The 16940-nt window shown below is 71.4% G+C and carries 12 protein-coding genes; 7 read left to right on the top strand and 5 right to left on the bottom strand.

Annotated features, from left to right (window positions below):
* Positions 1 to 724: 724 nt before the first annotated feature.
* The 3 genes from E6R62_RS15720 to E6R62_RS15710 all read right to left on the bottom strand — a co-directional run bounded on the left by E6R62_RS15720 (position 725) and on the right by E6R62_RS15710 (position 2502).
* A complete protein-coding gene (locus tag E6R62_RS15720; RefSeq protein WP_136214051.1) occupies positions 725 to 1180 on the bottom strand; it encodes a GNAT family N-acetyltransferase in 456 nt (151 codons plus the stop codon).
* Between the two features lie 158 nt (positions 1181 to 1338).
* Positions 1339 to 1638, bottom strand: coding sequence for a hypothetical protein (locus tag E6R62_RS15715; RefSeq protein WP_136214050.1), 300 nt, complete (start codon positions 1636 to 1638; stop codon positions 1339 to 1341).
* Between the two features lie 306 nt (positions 1639 to 1944).
* Positions 1945 to 2502 (bottom strand): TetR/AcrR family transcriptional regulator, encoded by a 558-nt coding sequence (locus tag E6R62_RS15710; protein ID WP_136214049.1) that lies wholly within the window; start codon positions 2500 to 2502, stop codon positions 1945 to 1947.
* Between the two features lie 72 nt (positions 2503 to 2574).
* Between E6R62_RS15710 and E6R62_RS15705 the strand changes: the two genes are divergently transcribed.
* On the top strand, positions 2575 to 3732 hold the full coding sequence (locus E6R62_RS15705; RefSeq protein ID WP_136214048.1) for an FAD-dependent monooxygenase: 1158 nt from the start codon (positions 2575 to 2577) through the stop codon (positions 3730 to 3732).
* A 571-nt stretch (positions 3733 to 4303) separates the two neighbouring features.
* Here E6R62_RS15705 and E6R62_RS15700 read toward each other — a convergent pair.
* Positions 4304 to 5674 (bottom strand): plasmid partitioning protein, encoded by a 1371-nt coding sequence (locus tag E6R62_RS15700; protein WP_136214047.1) that lies wholly within the window; start codon positions 5672 to 5674, stop codon positions 4304 to 4306.
* On the bottom strand, positions 5671 to 6831 hold the full coding sequence (locus E6R62_RS15695) for a ParA family protein (protein ID WP_136214046.1): 1161 nt from the start codon (positions 6829 to 6831) through the stop codon (positions 5671 to 5673). Before E6R62_RS15695 ends, E6R62_RS15700 begins: the two co-directional genes overlap by 4 nt.
* 1474 nt (positions 6832 to 8305) lie before the next feature.
* On the opposite strand from E6R62_RS15695, the gene E6R62_RS15690 reads away from it, so the two are divergent.
* The 6 genes from E6R62_RS15690 (at position 8306) to E6R62_RS15665 (ending at position 16915) form a co-directional block, all read left to right on the top strand.
* Complete coding sequence (locus tag E6R62_RS15690) at positions 8306 to 9010, top strand: hypothetical protein (protein ID WP_136214045.1); 705 nt, start codon at positions 8306 to 8308, stop codon at positions 9008 to 9010.
* Positions 9011 to 9061: 51 nt separating this feature from the next.
* Positions 9062 to 9478: a hypothetical protein gene (locus E6R62_RS15685; RefSeq protein ID WP_136214044.1), complete on the top strand. Its 417-nt coding sequence runs from the start codon at positions 9062 to 9064 to the stop codon at positions 9476 to 9478.
* Positions 9479 to 9916: 438 nt separating this feature from the next.
* A complete protein-coding gene (locus E6R62_RS15680; protein WP_136214043.1) occupies positions 9917 to 11752 on the top strand; it encodes a fatty acyl-AMP ligase in 1836 nt (611 codons plus the stop codon).
* A complete protein-coding gene (locus E6R62_RS15675; protein ID WP_240801695.1) occupies positions 11749 to 13518 on the top strand; it encodes an acyl-CoA dehydrogenase in 1770 nt (589 codons plus the stop codon). The genes E6R62_RS15680 and E6R62_RS15675 overlap by 4 nt, the downstream gene beginning before the upstream one ends.
* A 71-nt stretch (positions 13519 to 13589) precedes the next feature.
* A complete protein-coding gene (locus E6R62_RS15670) occupies positions 13590 to 13898 on the top strand; it encodes an acyl carrier protein (protein ID WP_136214041.1) in 309 nt (102 codons plus the stop codon).
* Complete coding sequence (locus E6R62_RS15665; RefSeq protein ID WP_136214040.1) at positions 13898 to 16915, top strand: type I polyketide synthase; 3018 nt, start codon at positions 13898 to 13900, stop codon at positions 16913 to 16915. Before E6R62_RS15670 ends, E6R62_RS15665 begins: the two co-directional genes overlap by 1 nt.
* Positions 16916 to 16940: the final 25 nt, after the last annotated feature.

The following is a 16940-nucleotide window of genomic DNA, read 5'->3' as shown; positions in this document are numbered from 1 at the left end:
TTCCGGCCCATCCCCGGGCGTGTCGCGGGCAGTTAGTCCCCGGCCGGTGGCCCCCACGCCTCCACCGGGCCTCAAGGCGGGCACGACGGCCGTCCCAGAAGGACAGCCACTGCTTCCCGCCGGGAGACCGACGGCAACCGACAGCACAGGTACCGAGGGGCTGGAGGGGCGTTCGGTCCCTGACGCTTCAGTCCCTGGACAAAGATGCAGGTCACAGCGGTGCACAGGGACCGACAGGGACCAAAGGGACTCAAAGTGACTACTTCCGGCCTTTACGTGCGTGTGTGTATGCGCGGGCGCGTAAAGGATCTAGGTATTGCATATCTGGCTCATAACTAGAGATTTGAGTCCCTTCGGTCCCTGTCGAGCCGAGGCCGGGCCGTTGACCTGCAGGTTTATGCAGTGACTGAAGGACCAGGGACCGAAGCTGTGAGAGGGACCTTCAGTACCTGTCCGGGGACAGGGGGACAGGGGACGGGGGGCTCGCCCCCCGAACCCCTCCCCCCGCGCACGTTCGGGCGGCCCGACCCCGATCCGCCTTGAGACCCTGGGGCCGGGAGCCCGTCGGCGCCGTGCGCAGGGACACGGGAGCGCCCTGGACGACCTCGGGCTGCCGCGGCGAAGCCACTGCGCCAGCGGCTCACCCTCTCCCGGCACATGCGCTTCTCGGCCGGCCCCGCGGTCCCCTCCCCCGCGGCCCACGCCCACCCGCAGCGAGAGTCCCTCAGAGCTCCCTCGTCATGAACGTGCTGTTCGGGTCGGGCCGGTAGTCCGCGAACGGCGCACACTCCCGGAAGCCGAACTTCTCGTAGAGCCTGCGCGCCGGCAGGAAGAAGGCGGAGGAGCCCGTCTCCAGACTCAGCCGGCTGAAGCCCATGCCCCGCGCCTCACCGACGATGTGCCCCAGAAGTCGGGACGCGACCCCGCTCCTCGTCCGTGACGGTCGGGTGCGCATCGACTTCAGCTCCGCGTGTTCCGCGTCCAGCCGCTTGATGGCGCCGCAGCCCACCAACGTCCCCCCGTCGGAGACCGACCAGACCGTCATGGCGGGGCTCCGCAGCCCGTCGAGATCGAGGGCGTGCTTGCTGCCCGCAGGCGTGATGGCCTGCATCTGCCTGACGTGGGCTTCGAGGAACAGGACCATCTCCGGGCCCGACAGGTCGTCCACCATGATGTCCAACGTTTTCTTCCTCTCGTGGGGTCCGGCCGGCAAGCGCCGCCCGGACGACTCGGACCCGCCCGGCGGCCGGCCCAGCCGAGACTCTGCCTCAAGGCGCGAACACCTGACGAGGGGCCGACTTTTGTCCGCGGACAAAAGTCGGCCCCTCGTCGTACGGGTCAGCGCAGGCGTGGGAGTCGCAACCTGGCCTCGTCGCGAACCTCGGGGTTCGTATCCGAAGCCAGGGCCCGAAGCTGCGCGACCAGCTCGTCGCCACCCTGTCCGGTCGTCCGGCGTGGGTCGCCGTCAAGTTCCGCTTCGAGTTGATCGGCCGTTCCCACGTCGCACGCGACCGCCCGGGCCGCAAGCACCGCACGCAGCCCGGCCGGGTCCCTCCGAGCCGGCAGTGCGACGGCGGTATCGGAGGTCACCCCGGTGTCCTGGGTGTCCGGCAGCAGACGGTGCAGGACTTCGGCCACGCCCCCGATCCGAGGCGCCGCCGCCGGCCGTCGGCCGGCGGCGGCCCTGACGGACCAGTCGGAAGAGTCCGCTTCGGCGATCGCGTCGCGAAGCCCTTGCTCGACGGAGTCCTGCACGGCATCCGCCCCCGGTGGGTCATCTCGTACCAGCCCGGCCTCCGACGGGGCCCGCCCACTCGCCGGCGCCACCCCGCCCGAGACCCAGGGCATTTGCATGGCGGAGCCTAGTGCGAGCCGGACGCCGAGCGCTTGTATGTGGCGGAGGCGTGGTTTCCGGGCTCAGGCCGGGTCGTGGGCGGCCGGGCCCTACCGCAGGGCTGCGGCGACAAGGCCTTCGAGAGGCTCGCGCGGTACTTCGCCGCCGCACACCAGCCGGTCGAAGATCAGCCCGTCGACACAGGTCAGCAGGGTGTGGGTGCGGTTCTCGACATCCGTCACGCCCTGACCGGCGAGGAACAGTCGGACGGCCTCGCGGCCGGCGTTCTCGCGGGGGACGAGAATCTCGCGCAGCTCGGGGTCCCGCACGCTCTCGACGGCACAGGCGTAACGGGCGAGCGAGCGGCGGCGCCCTTCGCCGGTGAGCCGCTGACGGGTGAGCACCACCATGCCGGCGACGAGTTCCTCGGCCGTGAGAATGGGCGGGAGTTGCTCGGCCATCGTGTGCAGTTCCTCCTGGTCGAGTTGGACCAGCCGGGTGACGAGACCAGTGAGCAGCGCGGCCCGGGTGCGAAAGTACGCCGACGTGGTGCCGGGCGGCAGGGCCGCTCTGCGGTCGACCGCCCGGTGGGTCAGGCCGCGGACCCCTTCGTCGGCGAGTACGTCGAGAGCCGCGTCTGCGAGGAGGGTGCGTCGATCCGAAGCCATGGCCCCTTTCTACACCTGTAGAGCCTCCGATAGGGTCATCCTTCTACAGGTGTAGAAACTCTGGGGGTCGGCATGGGCAAGACGGCAGTTGTGGTCGGAGGGGGTATCGGCGGGCTCGCCGCCGCGATCGGCCTGCGCCGCATCGGATGGGAAGTGACGGTCGTCGAGCGCGCGCCCACGCTTGAGGACGCGGGGGCGGGCATCTCACTGGCAGCCAACGGCCTGCGCGCACTTGACGAACTCGGCGTCGGCGAGGCGGTACGGGACGCCTCGCGAGGCCAGTACAGCGGCGGCACCCGCACGCCAGAGGGGGCCCGGCTGGTCCGGATGGACGGCGCGGTACTCGAGAAGGCGGTGGGCACGCCGATCATGGGCATCCCCCGCTCCACCTTGCACCGGCTGCTTTGCGAGGCGCTGCCCGCTGAGGCACTGCTTATCGGCTCCGAGGCGAGCTTGGTCGGGCAGATCGCCCCGGGGACGGTTCGAGTCCGCTGCGGCGACAAGGTCCTGGACGCCGATTTGGTGGTGGCGGCCGACGGCATCGGCAGCAAGGTACGCGGCCTCCTCTTCCCAGCCCACCCCGGCCCGGTCTACAGCGGCTCGACGGTGCTGCGCGCCATCACCGAGCAGGCGGTCGAACTGAGCACCGACTTCGAGCTGACCTGGGGGCGGGGGGCCGAGTTCGGGCACATCGCCTTTCGTGACGGACGAGCCGAGTGGCACGCCGTCCTCAACCTGCCCGCCGGGACGCGGTTCCCCGACCCGCTGGCCGAACTGCGCCGACGGTTCCAAGACTGGCACGACCCGATTCGGGCGCTGCTCGACGCGACCCGGCCCGCCGCCGTGCTGCACCACGACGTCAGGGAAATCCGCACGCCGCTCCCCTCGTACACGGTCGGCCGGATCGCGCTGCTCGGTGACGCGGCACACGCGATGACCCCCAACCTCGGACAGGGCGCCTGTCAGGCGCTGGAGGACGCAGTCACCCTGGCCGCCGCGCTAGCCACCGAGCCCACCGTCGAAGCCGCGCTCGCCCGGTACGACGCCGAGCGCCGCCCGCGCAGCCAGGCCGTCGCGCGGGCCGCGCGGCAGGCCGGGCGGATGGGCCAGCAGCTCGCCCACCCACTGGCAGTCACCCTGCGCAACACGGCGATGCGGCTGACCCCCTCCCGCGCCGCAGCCCGCATGATCCTTCGGCACCACGCCTGGGTCCCACCACGACTGAGCTGATCCGCTTCTCGGCCGCCGAGGCACTCCCGGACCCACACGACCGAAGTCGGGCTGGGTGTCCTGCCGTTGGCGGTCACGATGGGCAGCCCGGGCGGGGGCCTGCTGCTCTTGTACCAAGCGACCTGCGGGCCGGGTGACTCCGCTGCCGTCACCAGCCCCCCGGGCGTCGCCGCCTTACCCGGGCGACCGCGCGCGCCTCTCTGGCTCGCCCCCGTCGCCCGACTTTTGTCCGCGGACAAAAGTCGGTCCGCCTCGGGGCCCTTGGTGGAGCCCTCCGCGTCCTCCTCGGGACTTTTGTCCGCGGACAAAGGTCCGGAGGTGTGTCGGTCCGGTTCGGAGTCGTGGCCGCCTTGGGGTCGATCTTTGTCCGCGGACAAAGATCGGTGCGTCGGGGTACCCGGCTCCGCGTCCTCCTCACCCTCCCGCGGACTTTTGTCCGCGGACAAAAGTCGGGTGGCGGGTGCGTCCGACGCGGCCGCTCGTCACTGCCCAGTGCTTCGACTTTTGTCCGCGGACAAAAGTCGAGGCCTACCGCGGTCTTGCGGTAGGCCTCGATCGGGTCGGTGGGAGCTCAGCTTCGCCGGTTGTTCTCGATCAGGAGCACCGTCAGCTCGGCGCGGTGCTTGGCTGACATGTTGGTCCGGATCGCCTCGTACATGGCCTTGGGGTCCTGCCACGGAGCCGGCGTACCGTCCGTCGTCCGGGTCTGCGACGGGATCACGTTCTCCGGTTCGCGCCCGCCGCCCGGCTGGGAAAGGGAGGGTGCGCGGACCGGCTCGGCGACCGGGGCAGCCGGCTGTGCCGGTGCGGGTGCCGGTGCCGACATCGGCGGAACGCTCTCCGTCGCCCGACTTTTGTCCGCGGACAAAAGTCGGTCCGTCTCCGGGCCCTTGGTGGAGCCCTCCCCGTCCTCCTCGGGACTTTTGTCCGCGGACAAAGGTCCGGAGGTGTGTCGGTCCGGTTCGGAGTCGTGGCCGCCCTGGGGTCGATCTTTGTCCGCGGACAAAAGTCGGTGCGCAGGGGTACCCGGCTCCGCGTCCTCCTCACCCTCCCGCGGACTTTTGTCCGCGGACAAAAGTCGAGACGGCTGCGCGACCGGCTCCGAGCCCACCGGTACTCCCCCGGCCAGTCTCGCGCCCGGCTCCTGCACGCTGCGCAGGATCTCCCGCTGGGCCGCCTTCACTTCCGCTTCCTGCTGCTTGTTCTGCTGAAGCAGAGCCAGAAGGTCGGCCGCGCCGATGCCGGGCTGTTCCTTCGCCTTACGGGCCAGCAGGCGACCGTCACGCTCCGGCAGTTCGCCCGAGCTGAGCATGAGCTGGATCTCCTCGGGGAGCTCCAGCAGCACCAGCTGGTTCGTCACCCACGACGGGGAACGCCCCAGCCGCTCGGCGGCCCGGGACTTCGCCCCGTGTTCGCGCCCCTCGTCGCCGGCGCAGGTGTCGACCAACTGCTGCACGCCACGGGCGCGCTCGATGACGTCGAAGTCCTCGCGTTCCAGGTTCTCCGCGAGGAGGTGGTCGATGAAGTCGGTGCGGGAGGCCGCGAGGTCGTCGCGCACGACGAAGTCCAGGGCCTCCAGCCCTACGTGGAGGGCACTGCGGAAGCGGCGCTCACCGTTGATGAGGACGTGGGTCGCCGCGCCGATACGGGACTCGTGGTCCGGCCACAGCCCCAGATAGGCGGCGCGGCTGACGACGACACACGCTGACAGCTGCGCCTGCCGCAGCTCCTCGCCGAAGCGGGTCTTCTCCTCGTCCGTACCGAAGTTGCGGCGCGGGTTCAGGGGCGTGGGGGAGACCTGGTCGAGAGGAACGCGGATGAGCTCGTACGCCGGCACATCCCCCTGCGCGATGGCCTTGGCCCGCCCCCGCTCGCTGCGGCCACTGCTCCGGCGGGCGTTGCTGAAGGCGGCGCCGGTGCCGAGGAGGTCGCTCTTGCTCATGCCGCGATCACCCGCGCGATCTCACGCATGGCCTCGGACTGCTCGCACTCGGGCGCGTAGTGCAGGAGGGGCAGCTTGACGCGCACGGCCTCGCGCTGTTCCTTCAAGTCCGCGATGACCGTGATGACGGGCGGGTCGCCGAACTCCTTCCAACTGTTCAGGGAGGAGGTGACGACGTACCCCTTGCGGCTGTCGTAGAGGTTGACGACGAAACCGAGCTGCGCGATCTCGATGCCGAGGTCGTCGATCAGGTCCTCCAACTGCTCGCTGAGCATGTCGTAGGCGTCCGCGGAGGTGTCCTCGGCCTGTACGGGGACGATGATCCCGGAGGTCTTCTCGGGCTCTCCCTCGCGGGTGCGCGCGTAGTAGAGGGCCGTGTCCATGGTGTAGCCGAGGCTGGGCGGGCAGTCGACGACGATGTAGTCGAACTCCTTCTCCAGCTCCTCCAGTGCCTTCTCCAGGGCTGTTTCCTTGGTGCGCACATGACGGGTGGTGGCCAGCCGCGCGTCCAGGAGGAAGGCGTCCTTGCAGGACGGGAGGAGGAACAGGCGTCCGGCGAACACCCCGTGCTCGATGGGGACGAGAAGGTCGCGGACCCGGCCTTCGATCTCGCCCAGCATGTGCTTGGCGAGGCTGGGCTCCTTGATGGAGAGCATCTCGGCGCCGAGATGGCGGGTGAGGTGGCCCTGGGGGTCGAAGTCGATGACGCAGACCCGCGCGCCGGTCTCGGCGAGGGCCTGGGAGACGCCGTTGCTGATGGCGCTCTTGCCGACGCCGCCCTTCTGGTTGCAGACCACGATCCGGCGGGCCCCCTCGTGGGCGGGACGGCGCCGGCCCATGGGGGAGGGGTGGGTGTCGAGCCACAGCCGGATCGACTGGGCCACCCCCTGGTTGTACGGGATCTCCCGTGTCCGACAGTCCTCCTTGAACTCCCCGTACAGGCCTGTCGGGAGATAGGTGGAGAACGAGGAGGCGCCGGAGGTGTCCACGGTGGTCGCCGCCGAGGCGTCGGCGCGCCATGCGTGGATGCCCTCGGTGACGGCGTCCTGGATGTCCACGCCCAACTGGGCGGCGCGGACCTTGAGTTCCTGCCGCAGGGACCCAGGCAGCTTTGCGACTACCTTTTCCCTGACTTCCGGATCATATGGAGCGGTCATGCGGGTACCTTACTAACCTTCTTGGCGGAAGGCGAAGAGGCACACCGAAAACACGTCGCCCATGGCCCCTGCCCTGCCTCGTCGTTGGTGGCCCGCTTGTCGACGTTCTGAACTAATTTGTCCACGCACCGGCCAGGCTGCCGACAGCTTCTCTTCCCGGTCACGGGGGTCGGAGCCGGAACCGTGCGAGCCCCATCAAGCCCCATGCGCACCGACCACCACCCCCTCGCCGCCCCGGAGCGGACCGGTCTCACCCGACCGCGCCGCTGGCTCACCGAAACCGCCCACCCTTCTCGGACCCACCCCCGTTGCGCCGTTGAGGCGATGCCGTGATCCGCGCACACCGATCAGCAGAGGCGGAAAAGCCCTGTAGCGCCTTCTGGCGGCCTGGAGTGGCCTCGAAGGTCTCATCGCACCAGGGCCCTCGCGAACGGCCCTCTGAGGCCCCATTCTGTGGGTCACTTTTGACCGTTGTGTGCAATTTTCCTGCTGCGCCGGCCCAGAAGAGAACGAACTCTTCGGGGCGAGGGCTCTTGTCCCTCGTCGACTGCGGACCGTGAATCCCAGGGGCCAGCCCCTGGACCCCGCCAGCGCCTGGCCGCGCTGGACCGGCCTTGGCATGGGGGGCTGCTCGCCCCCCAGACCCCCTCGCCAGGCGCTCGGGCGCCCTGGACCCGCTCACCCCCGCGTCCTGCACCGCCTCCCTGACGGTCGGCGGTGCACCCCTCGGGCGCGGGGCGCCCTCGGTGGACACGAGGGCCGAAGACAAACCCGGTGGCTGCTCGAAGAGTCGGCTGGGGCGGGAGCCCTGAGCAAGTGGGCGGGCGGAAGGCTGCTGGGGCTGAGGTGCGGCGGCTGATGTGTTGACGGGGGAGTGGACTCGGTCGATCGGCATGCTGCCGGCAGCGGTTGCCGGCAGCGGTGTGCGCAGCGGTGTCGGGAAGCCGGCTCATGTGCCACCGCCCCAATGCTGACGGACCATCAGAACAAACAGAGCGTCGTGCCTTCGCGGGGCCCCGGTGGTCGGTTGCTCTTGTAGTAAGAGAGCCGCGCGTCCACAGGCCTCTGACCTGCTGGTTCTCCCGAGGTGATGTGTCGCCCAGGACACATTTGACCCTTCGAAATGTGTACCTGGCGAGCACATTTCGCGGAAAACTCAAGCAGGGGTGTACTTTCTTCGCGCGCTGTCGCGCTTCGGATCGCCGCAGGTCAGAGCGGTGCGCATGGGTGGCCCAGTGGCCCGCGCGGCACCGACCGCTCGAACAACATGTGCCACCATCGCGACAACCGAAATCAAGGAGCCGTGGACTTTCGGGGCCCTTGGGCAAAATAACTACACGTGTGGTGTACTTTTGGCGCCTGTCGCGCACAAGGCTCGTCCCGGGCTTGAGATTCGGCGCGCCGACGCACCAAAAGACAAGCCCCCGTTGATTTTTTGGATAGTCTCGGACCGCCTGAGTAACAAGGAGGTCCTGTGACATCTGATCCGCCCGCCCGTCGTCGACAGCGCGGGCCCCGTCCTGTTCCCCTCCCCGCCGCCGCCGGAAACGACGCCGAGTACGGGGACATCCTGGCCGTTCTGGGCCAGCAGCTCGGCGAGCAGGTGGCCAACGCCGCCGATCCCACCGGCCGTCGTCGCCTCAAGGGGGTCCACCTCGAATACGCGGCGGACCCGAAGTCCGTCCACGACATGGCCGGAGGCGCCGGCTACAGCCTCGCCAGCAACTGGTTCACCCAGCTCCTTGCCCAGTTGGCCGTCGCGAACAGCATCACCAAGTCCCAGCTGTGCGTCTTCCTCTTCGTGGCGGGTGGTCAGGTGCCGGGCACCGGCATCACCCAGTACACGCAGCAGGAGATCACCGACGGGCTGAACAAGATCGCCGCTCAGAAGGGCGGCAAGATGATCTCGCGTTCCACGGTCAACCGTGCCGTCCAGGCCCTTTGCGGCTACAACTGGGTGGAGAAGGCCGGCAACGGGCGCATCCAGATCAACGTGCGCCTGTGGTTCCAGGGCAACAGCACCGCTCAGCAGGAGGTTCTCGCGGAGATCGCCGAGAAGCACGGCAACGACCCGGAGTCCTTCCCGTATGCGGTGGGACCCGAGGGCGCACACCAGGAGCAACTGCACCTCGACTTCGGGGCCGAGGTTCCCGCTCCCAAGAGAAGGCGCACTGGGTGATAGTCCTGTCAGGCCCGCGCACGGGCGACCGTTCACGAGGAAGGCCATCCCATGGCTAACGTCATGTCTCCGATCGTCGCGGAGCGCATCTGGGCCCTGCCGCTGTCGGGGTCCGCCGTCAAGTTCCTGCAGTACCTCGTCTCCCGGAGCGACTTCGGGGGGACCCTGCCGGTACGCCAGAAGGACATGGCGGCCGAGTACGGGGTCACCCCGCAGGCCATCAGCGGGCTGATGGCGCCGTTGTGCGACCTGAACATCGTCCTGCGACCGCGCAGCGAGGAGCGCAACGGCAACTCGTACCGACTGCACCCGCTCGCGGCGAAGTACGAGAGCCCGGAAGCGATGGAGGCCGCCTTCCGGGCGTCCCTCGCGCGAATCCAGGCGGGCGACCTTCCCAACCTCAAGCTGCCCACCTACCACCAGGCCCCGCCGGCTCCCACCGGCAGGCCGAAGCTCCAGGTCGCCTGACCTCCGCGGATGCCCGAACAAGACGGAAGGCCCCCCACGAGGTGGGGGGCCTTCCGCGCCTGAGTAACAGATGGTGCGTCCAGTCTAACCGGCGCCGGCCCCGACGGCACAGCGAGCGTCATCCGCACACACCACCGTGTCCCCACTCTTCCGACGCCTTTCCGATTCCTCCCGCCACCACGGCCTCTCGCACGGCGTCCCCGCGTCACCGGCGCCCCCGCGTCCGCCCTGACGGCGTCGGCGGCTGAACGGTGAGCACGACTGCTCGCAGGCATCCGACCCGGCGTCCCTCCCGTCCGTGAGCACCGGCCGTCGCGTCCGGCCCCGTGAGTGGCGGCGCCGGGGGAGAGGCGCCGCCCGGCCTCGGGCGGCACAAGCGGTTCTTTAGAGGGCTGCTCAAGCATCGGTCGGGTTCCATCAGCGGCGCGAGGGGGAGCGATGCCGAAGCTTTGTGATGTATTTGAACTGCCGACCTTCACCGAGGCGTTGCTTGAGCGGGCGGGGCGGTCGGGGAACGCCGTCGCGCATGTCGAGATCGGTGAGCGGGCCGGGACCGGGGCGCGGACACTGACCTATGGCGAGCTGGACCGGGAGGCCCGCAGGATTGCCTCCCTGCTCCAGGAGCGCGGGGCCGAGGGCACACCCGTGCTGCTGTTGTACGGCTCGACCACGGACTTCCTCGCCGCCTACGCGGGCTGCCTGTACGCGGGGGCGGTGGCCGTTCCCGCGCCGCTGCCCGGGAAAGGGCCGCGTGGCCGGCGCAGCGACCGGGTCAGCGCGGTGCTGCGGGACACGGGGGCGCGGTGGGTGTTGACCGAGGCCGGCGCCGCGCCGGAGGTGTCGCGGTGGCTCGCCGACTCGCTGACGGAGGGGGTGACTTGCCTGGCCACCGACCTGCCGGGGCTGGGCGACGCCGGTGCGTGGCGGCCGGTGCGCAGCAGACCGGACGACCTCGCCTTCCTCCAGTACACCTCCGGTTCGGTCTCCGATCCGCGCGGAGTCATGGTGAGCCACCGGAACCTGATGGACAATCAGCGGTTGCTCCGGCAGGTCCTGCGGACCGACGCCGAGGACCGGTTCGGCAGCTGGCTCCCGCACTTCCACGACATGGGCTTCATCGCCCACCTGCTGCACCCCCTCCTGCTCGGCAGCCTCTCCGTGCAGATGTCCGCCACCTCCTTCGTGAAGCGTCCGCTGCGTTGGCTCCAGGCGATCGAGGAGTACGGCGTGAGCGTGGGCGGCGGGCCCAACTTCGCCTACGACCTGTGCGTCGAGCGGGTCTCCGACGAGGACATCGCCCGGCTCGACCTCTCCCGTTGGCGGCTCGCCCTCAATGGTGCCGAACCGGTGCGCGCGAGCACCATGGACGCCTTCACCCGCCGCTTCGCCCCGGCCGGCCTGCGAGTCGAAGCGCCCTACCCCTGCTACGGGCTGGCCGAGGCGACCCTGCTCGTGTCCGCCGGGACCCCCGGGGCGCTCTACACGGCGACCACCGTGGACCCGGCCGCCCTTGACCAAGGCCGGTTCACCCCGGCGGCGACGGTGCCCGGCGGTCCCTCCCGCACGCTGACGGCCTGCGGCGCCGCCGCCGGCTACGACCTGCGGATCGTCGACCCCGAGAGCCGCAGTGAGCTGCCGCCCGGCGTCGTCGGCGAGGTCTGGCTGCGCGGTGACAGCGTCGCCCAGGGGTACTGGAGGCGGCCCGCCGAGACCGAGCGGACGTTCCGGGCCACGCTCGACACCGGCGAGACCGGCTTCCTGCGCACCGGCGACCTCGGCGCCCTGGAGGAGGGACGGCTGTACATCACCGGTCGGCTCAAGGAGTTGATCATCCTCAACGGCCGCAATGTCTACCCGCAGGACATCGAGTGGACCGTCCGGGGCACGGCCGCGGCCCTGGGTGCGGGTGTCGGCGCGGCCTTCTCCGTGGACACCGGTGGTTCCGAACAGTTGGTCGTCGTCCACGAGGTCAGGGCGTCCGACAGCGACGCCGCCGGTCTGCGCTCGTTGCTGCGGCGGATCCAGGACCGGGTGGGGGCCGAGTTCAACATCCCCGTGGGCAACGTGCTGCTGGTCCGGGCCGGCTCGATCGCGCGGACCACGAGCGGCAAGATCCAGCGCACTCTGATGCGCACGCTCTTCCTGCAAGGCGCATTGCACGCCGACTTCGAGGTGCTCGATCCCGCCGTGGCAGCCCTGGTTTGCTCCCGGGGCGCGGCGCTCGGCGAGGATCTGCTGCGGCCGGAGCCCGCGGGGGGCGGCGGCCTGTGGTGAACCGCTTGCTCGCCCGCGCGCCGAAATCCCCGCCCGCCCCCGCGCCCGCCGAGCCTCCCGTCCGGGCCCGCGTGGCCGGGTTGGAGGCGGCCTTCGGCGACCCCGGGGACCCGGCCAACCCCCTCGGGTACGCCCGACTGGTCGCCGCCGACCGGGCGGCGGAGCGCTTCACCCCCGGTGAGGAACTGCTGGACGAGCACCGGGTATTCGCCGAGTTCGTGCCGGTCTCCCTCGGAGGGCGCCTCGCCTCGTACGAGGACCTGGTCGCCGTCATGCGGCCGGTCTTCCGGCGCGACGTCGGCCTCGGCATGGGCTACGGGGTCATGAGCTGGATGGCCGCCTCCGACGTGTGGATGGCGGGCACCGAGCACCAGCGCACCCAACTGGCCGGCTTGCTGCTGGACGGCGGCAAGGCCGCCATCGCCCAGCACGAGACCGCACACAGCAACGACTACGTACGCAGTCAGGTCTCGGCCCGGCCCGGCCCGGACGGCGGACTGCTGCTGGGCGGGGCCAAACCCGTCATCAACAACCTCGAACGTGCCCGTGCGCTGGTGCTGTTCTGCCGCACCGACCCGGAACCCGGGAGCGGCAGCCATTCGGCCCTGCTGCTCGACCCGGCCGCGCTTCCCGCCGACCGGGTCGCCCTGCTGCCCCGCCACCTCGCCGTGGGCCTGCGCGGCTGCCGCTTCGCCGGGGTCGAGTTCGACTCCTGCCCGGTGCCCTCCTCCGCGTTGCTCGGCCCACTCGGCAGCGGGGTCACCACCGCGCTGCGCTCCTTCCAGCTCAGCCGTACGGTCATCTCCGCCCTGGCGGTCGGCGCCGTCGACACCGTGCTGCGTACGGCCGTCGGCTTCCAGGCGCAGCGCTCCATGGCCTTCGGCGCCCACGGTCCCGACACCGACCGCGCCTTCGCCGCCACCACGGGCGCCTTCGTCGACCTGCTGCTCTACGACAGCCTCGCCGTGGTGGCGCTGCGGGCGCTGCACGTGCTGCCCGAGCAGACCAGCGTCTACTCGGCCGCGCTCAAATACCTGCTGCCCAAAGTGCTCACCGGGACGTTGTACGACCTCTCGACGGTGCTCGGCTCGGCCATCTACACCTTCGAGGGCACGCTGGGCATCTTCCAGAAGCACCTGCGGGACGTACCGGTGCTCAGTCTCGGGCACGCCGGCTCCGCCGCCTGCCAGGCCACGGTCATCCCCCAGCTTTCCCGGCTCGCCCAGGACTCCTGGTTCCGGGAGGCGGAGCCGCCCGCCGCGCTGTTCCGGCCCTGGGACCCGTTGCCGCCGCTGCCGTCCGCCGGCCGGCTCAGGCTCGCATCGGGCCGGGACGCACTCAGCGCCTGCCTGCCGCTGATCGGCGCCGACATCACCGGCACAGACCCGGCCGTCCGGGCGCTGGCCGCACTGGCCGGCGTACTCGCCGATGAGTTGCGCGACCTGCGCGAGCGGGTGAGGGCCGCCGACCGCGACGGCACCCGACCGCTGCCGATCGCGGCCGGCTTCGCGCTGGTCGACCGGTACGCCCTGCTGCTGGCCGCAGCCGCCGTGCTCGGGGTCTGGCGGCACGCGGCCGACGGTGGGGACCCCTTCCTCGCCGACGCGTCGTGGGCGGCTGCCGCCCTGCACCGTGTGGCGCGCAGGCTGGGTGCGCGGGTGCCCGCCCTGCCTCCCGGGTGCGAGGCCCGGATCCGGCACGAGACGCAGATCAGATATGGCGCCCAACACAGCTACGACCTCTACAACACACCCGTGTGCGGCTGATAGCCGGCCCCGGTGCCGTGCGAACGGCCCCCGCGCCGGGCGAAAGCCGCCACACCGAAGGAGCGCACGCGATGACCGCCCCCACCCCGTTCTCGCCCGCCTGGCTACTGGACCGGGTCGCCCTGTACCTGCGCCGGCCGGCGTCCACCATCGACCCCGCCGTGTCGCTGGCCGAGTACGGCATGGACTCGGTGATGGCCCTGAGCCTGTGCGGCGACCTGGAGGAGGAGTTCGGCCTGGAGGTCGAACCGACGCTGCTGTGGGACCACCCCACCGTGGAAAGCCTGCTCGCCCACCTCCCCACGGTGCTGGCGGGCCGCGGAGCCCCGACCGCGGGGACGGCCATGACCGCGACGACCGCGGACGGGCGGTACCGGTGATGGGCGACATCGCGGTGGTCGGCATCGACTGCTTCTTCCCGGGCGCGTACGGCACCGACGCCTACTGGGAGCTGTTGCTGCGCTCCGGGGATGCGATCGGTGGACTGCCCGACGAGCGGTGGACGGCCGCGGACTTCCCCGCGGTCTCCCGGGGCGGCTTCGCCGACGGCATCGACAGTTTCGACCACGCCTTCTTCTCCGTTTCACCCCGCGAGGCGGCCGCCATGGACCCGCACCAGCGGATGCTGCTCCAGTGCGCGTGGCGGGCGATCGAAGACTCCGGTACGGCGCCCCCGGCGCTCGCCGGTACCGACACCGGGGTCTTCGTCGGGATGATGGGCGGCGAGTGGGGCCGCCTCACCATGTCCGACCACCGCTGGGTCACGCCACAACTCGGTGCGGGCGGCAGTGCCGGGATGACCGCGAACCGGGTTTCGTACCACCTCAACCTGTCGGGGCCCTCGCTCACCGTCGATACCGCCTGCTCGTCCTCCCTGGTCGCCGTCCACCTGGCGGTCAACTCGCTGCTGTCCGGCGAGACGTCGACGGCGCTCGCGGCAGGCGTCAACCTGGTCCTGTCCCCGTCGCTGGGGCTGGTCTACGAGCAGCTGGGGTTGGCCGCCCCCGACGGCCGGTGCAAGCCCTTCAGCGCCGAGGCCGACGGCATCGGGCGCGGCGACGGGGTCGCGGTCGTGGTGCTGCGCCGGCTGGAGGACGCGCTCGCGGACGGCAGCCGGGTGTACGCCGTGATCCGCGGCACCGCGGTCAACCAGGACGGACGCAGCAACGGAGTCACCGCCCCGAGCCGCTGGGCCCAACAAAAGGTGCTGGAGGCCGCCTACCGCCGGGCCGGTGTCACCCCCGACCAGGTGCGGTTCGTCGAGGCGCACGGCACCGGAACGGTGTTGGGCGACGCCATCGAGTGCGCGGCGCTCGGCGCGGTGCACGGCGTGCGGCGCGCCGAGCCGTGCGCCCTCGGCTCGGTCAAGGGAAATCTGGGCCATACCGAGGGCGCAGCGGGGCTCGCCGGGCTGATCAAGACGGCGCTCGCACTGCACCACCGCCTGGTGCCGGCCAGCAGGTTCGCGGACCGTGAGAACCCCCGGCTGCGGCTCGCCGAGCGCGGGCTGCGGCTGCTCAAGTCCCCGCTGCGGCTACCGCGCGGGGAGACGGTCGCGGGGGTCAGCAGCTTCGGGATGGGCGGCACCAACGTGCACGCGGTGCTCGCGACGGCGCCCCGCCGCATCGCGGCGGGCGGCAGCGCGGCGGCCCGGGTACCCGCCCCGGGAAGCACCGGGTCCACCGCGGGCGTGTTCACGCTCACCGCGGACAGCCCCGAGGGGCTGCGTCGCAACCTCGCCGTGCAGGCCGCGGCGGTGGCCGCCCGGCCGCGCGGCGCGGCCGCCGCTCTGTGCCGATCCAGCAACCGGGTCAAGACCGGGCTGCCGTACCGCTTCGCGACCACCGCCCGCGACACCGGCGAACTCGCCGCCGCACTGTTCGAGGCCGCCGAGGCGGACGCGGACGCCGTCGTCGGGACGCGCCGGGCCCCCTCCTGGTCGCGGCCGACCGTCGCCTTCCTCTTCACCGGCCAGGGCAGCGAGTACCCGGGGATGACCGCCGGTCTCCACCGGGAGTCCGCCGCCTACCGGCGTCACCTGGAGGAGGCCGACGCGGCGCTCGCCCCGCACACCGGCTTCTCCGTACGGGAGCTGCTGCTCGGCGCCGATCCGCGGGTGCGGCGGACCCGGTACGCCCAGCCCGCCCTGTTCGCGGTCGGGTACGCGCTGGCCGCGACCTTGGACGGGCTGGGGGTGCGCCCCGTGGCGGTACTGGGCCACAGCGCCGGCGAGTTCGCGGCGGCGGTGACCGCCGGGGCGCTCACCTTGGCGGAGGCGGCCGAGCTGGTCGCCGTCCGCGGCGCGCTGATGGAGGAACTCCCGCGCGGCGCCATGCTGGCCGTCGGTATCGGGCGGGGCGAGATCGCCCCGCTGCTCGCGGCCGAACCGGAAGCCGTACTGGCAGCGGTCAACGGCCCGTCGGACGTGACCGTTTCGGGACCGGTCGCCGTGCTGGACCGGATCGAACGGGCACTGCGCGCGGACGGTGTGCGCGCCCGCCGGCTGGGCGTCGCCCACGCCTTCCACTCGCCCGGGCTGCAGCCGGTCCTCGGCCGGTTGCGGGAACGCGCCGAGCGGACGGCCGCCGTGCGCCCGCAGATCCCCTTCGCCTCCTGCCGGTACGGCCGGATGCTGCGCGAGGAGCCGCTGGACGCCGCCTACTGGGTCGGACAGGCCGCCGAGCCCGTCCTGTTCGGCGAGGCGCTCGAAGCGCTCGTACGGGAAAGCGCGCCCACCCATCTGCTGGAGGTCGGGCCGCGCCCGCAGCTGCTGCCGCTGGCCGGGCGGTCCGGCGCGGCCCGCGGGCGGGACTTCCTGCACCCTTGCCCCGGTCCGGAGTCGGGCGGCCGGGAGCTGGCCGAGGTGGTCGCGGCGCTGTACCGGGCAGGCCTCGACCCCGACTGGGCGACCCTGTACGAGCCCCGGGACCGCGGGGACGAGCGACTGGCGCCGTACGTCTTCAGCACCGAGAGCCGGTTTCGCAACGGCCGACGGGCGTTGGCGGCCCCGGCCGATACGGCGCCCCCGGCGGGTCCCGCGCACACGGGGACGACGGAGCCGGCATCCGCGGTCCGGACGCCCGCGGCAGCGGCGGCGGCGTCCGGGACGGCCTCGCAGCGGACCGGCGGGAGCCGGGAGGTCCTGGCGGCCGTGATCGCCGCCGTGTCGGAGGTCGGGGGCTACGCGAACGAGGAGATCGTGCCCACCACCCGGTTCTACGAGGACCTCGGCTTCGACTCCGTCATGATCATGCAGCTCAAGGACCGGATCGAGGCCCGGCTGCCCCGGCTGGGCGAGATCTCCGTCCCGCACATGCTTCCCGCGCTGCGCTCGGTCGCCACCCTCGCAGACCATCTCGGCGTCCAGATCACCGCGAAGGCGGCCCCGGCCGCATGAAGGAGCACACCGTGCACCCCGCAAG

The organism is Streptomyces sp. A1136 (genome assembly GCF_004795055.1).
Classification (GTDB): domain Bacteria; phylum Actinomycetota; class Actinomycetes; order Streptomycetales; family Streptomycetaceae; genus Streptomyces.
The sequence above is the reverse complement of the archived record's forward strand: the minus strand, read 5'-3'. Positions and strand labels throughout refer to the sequence as shown.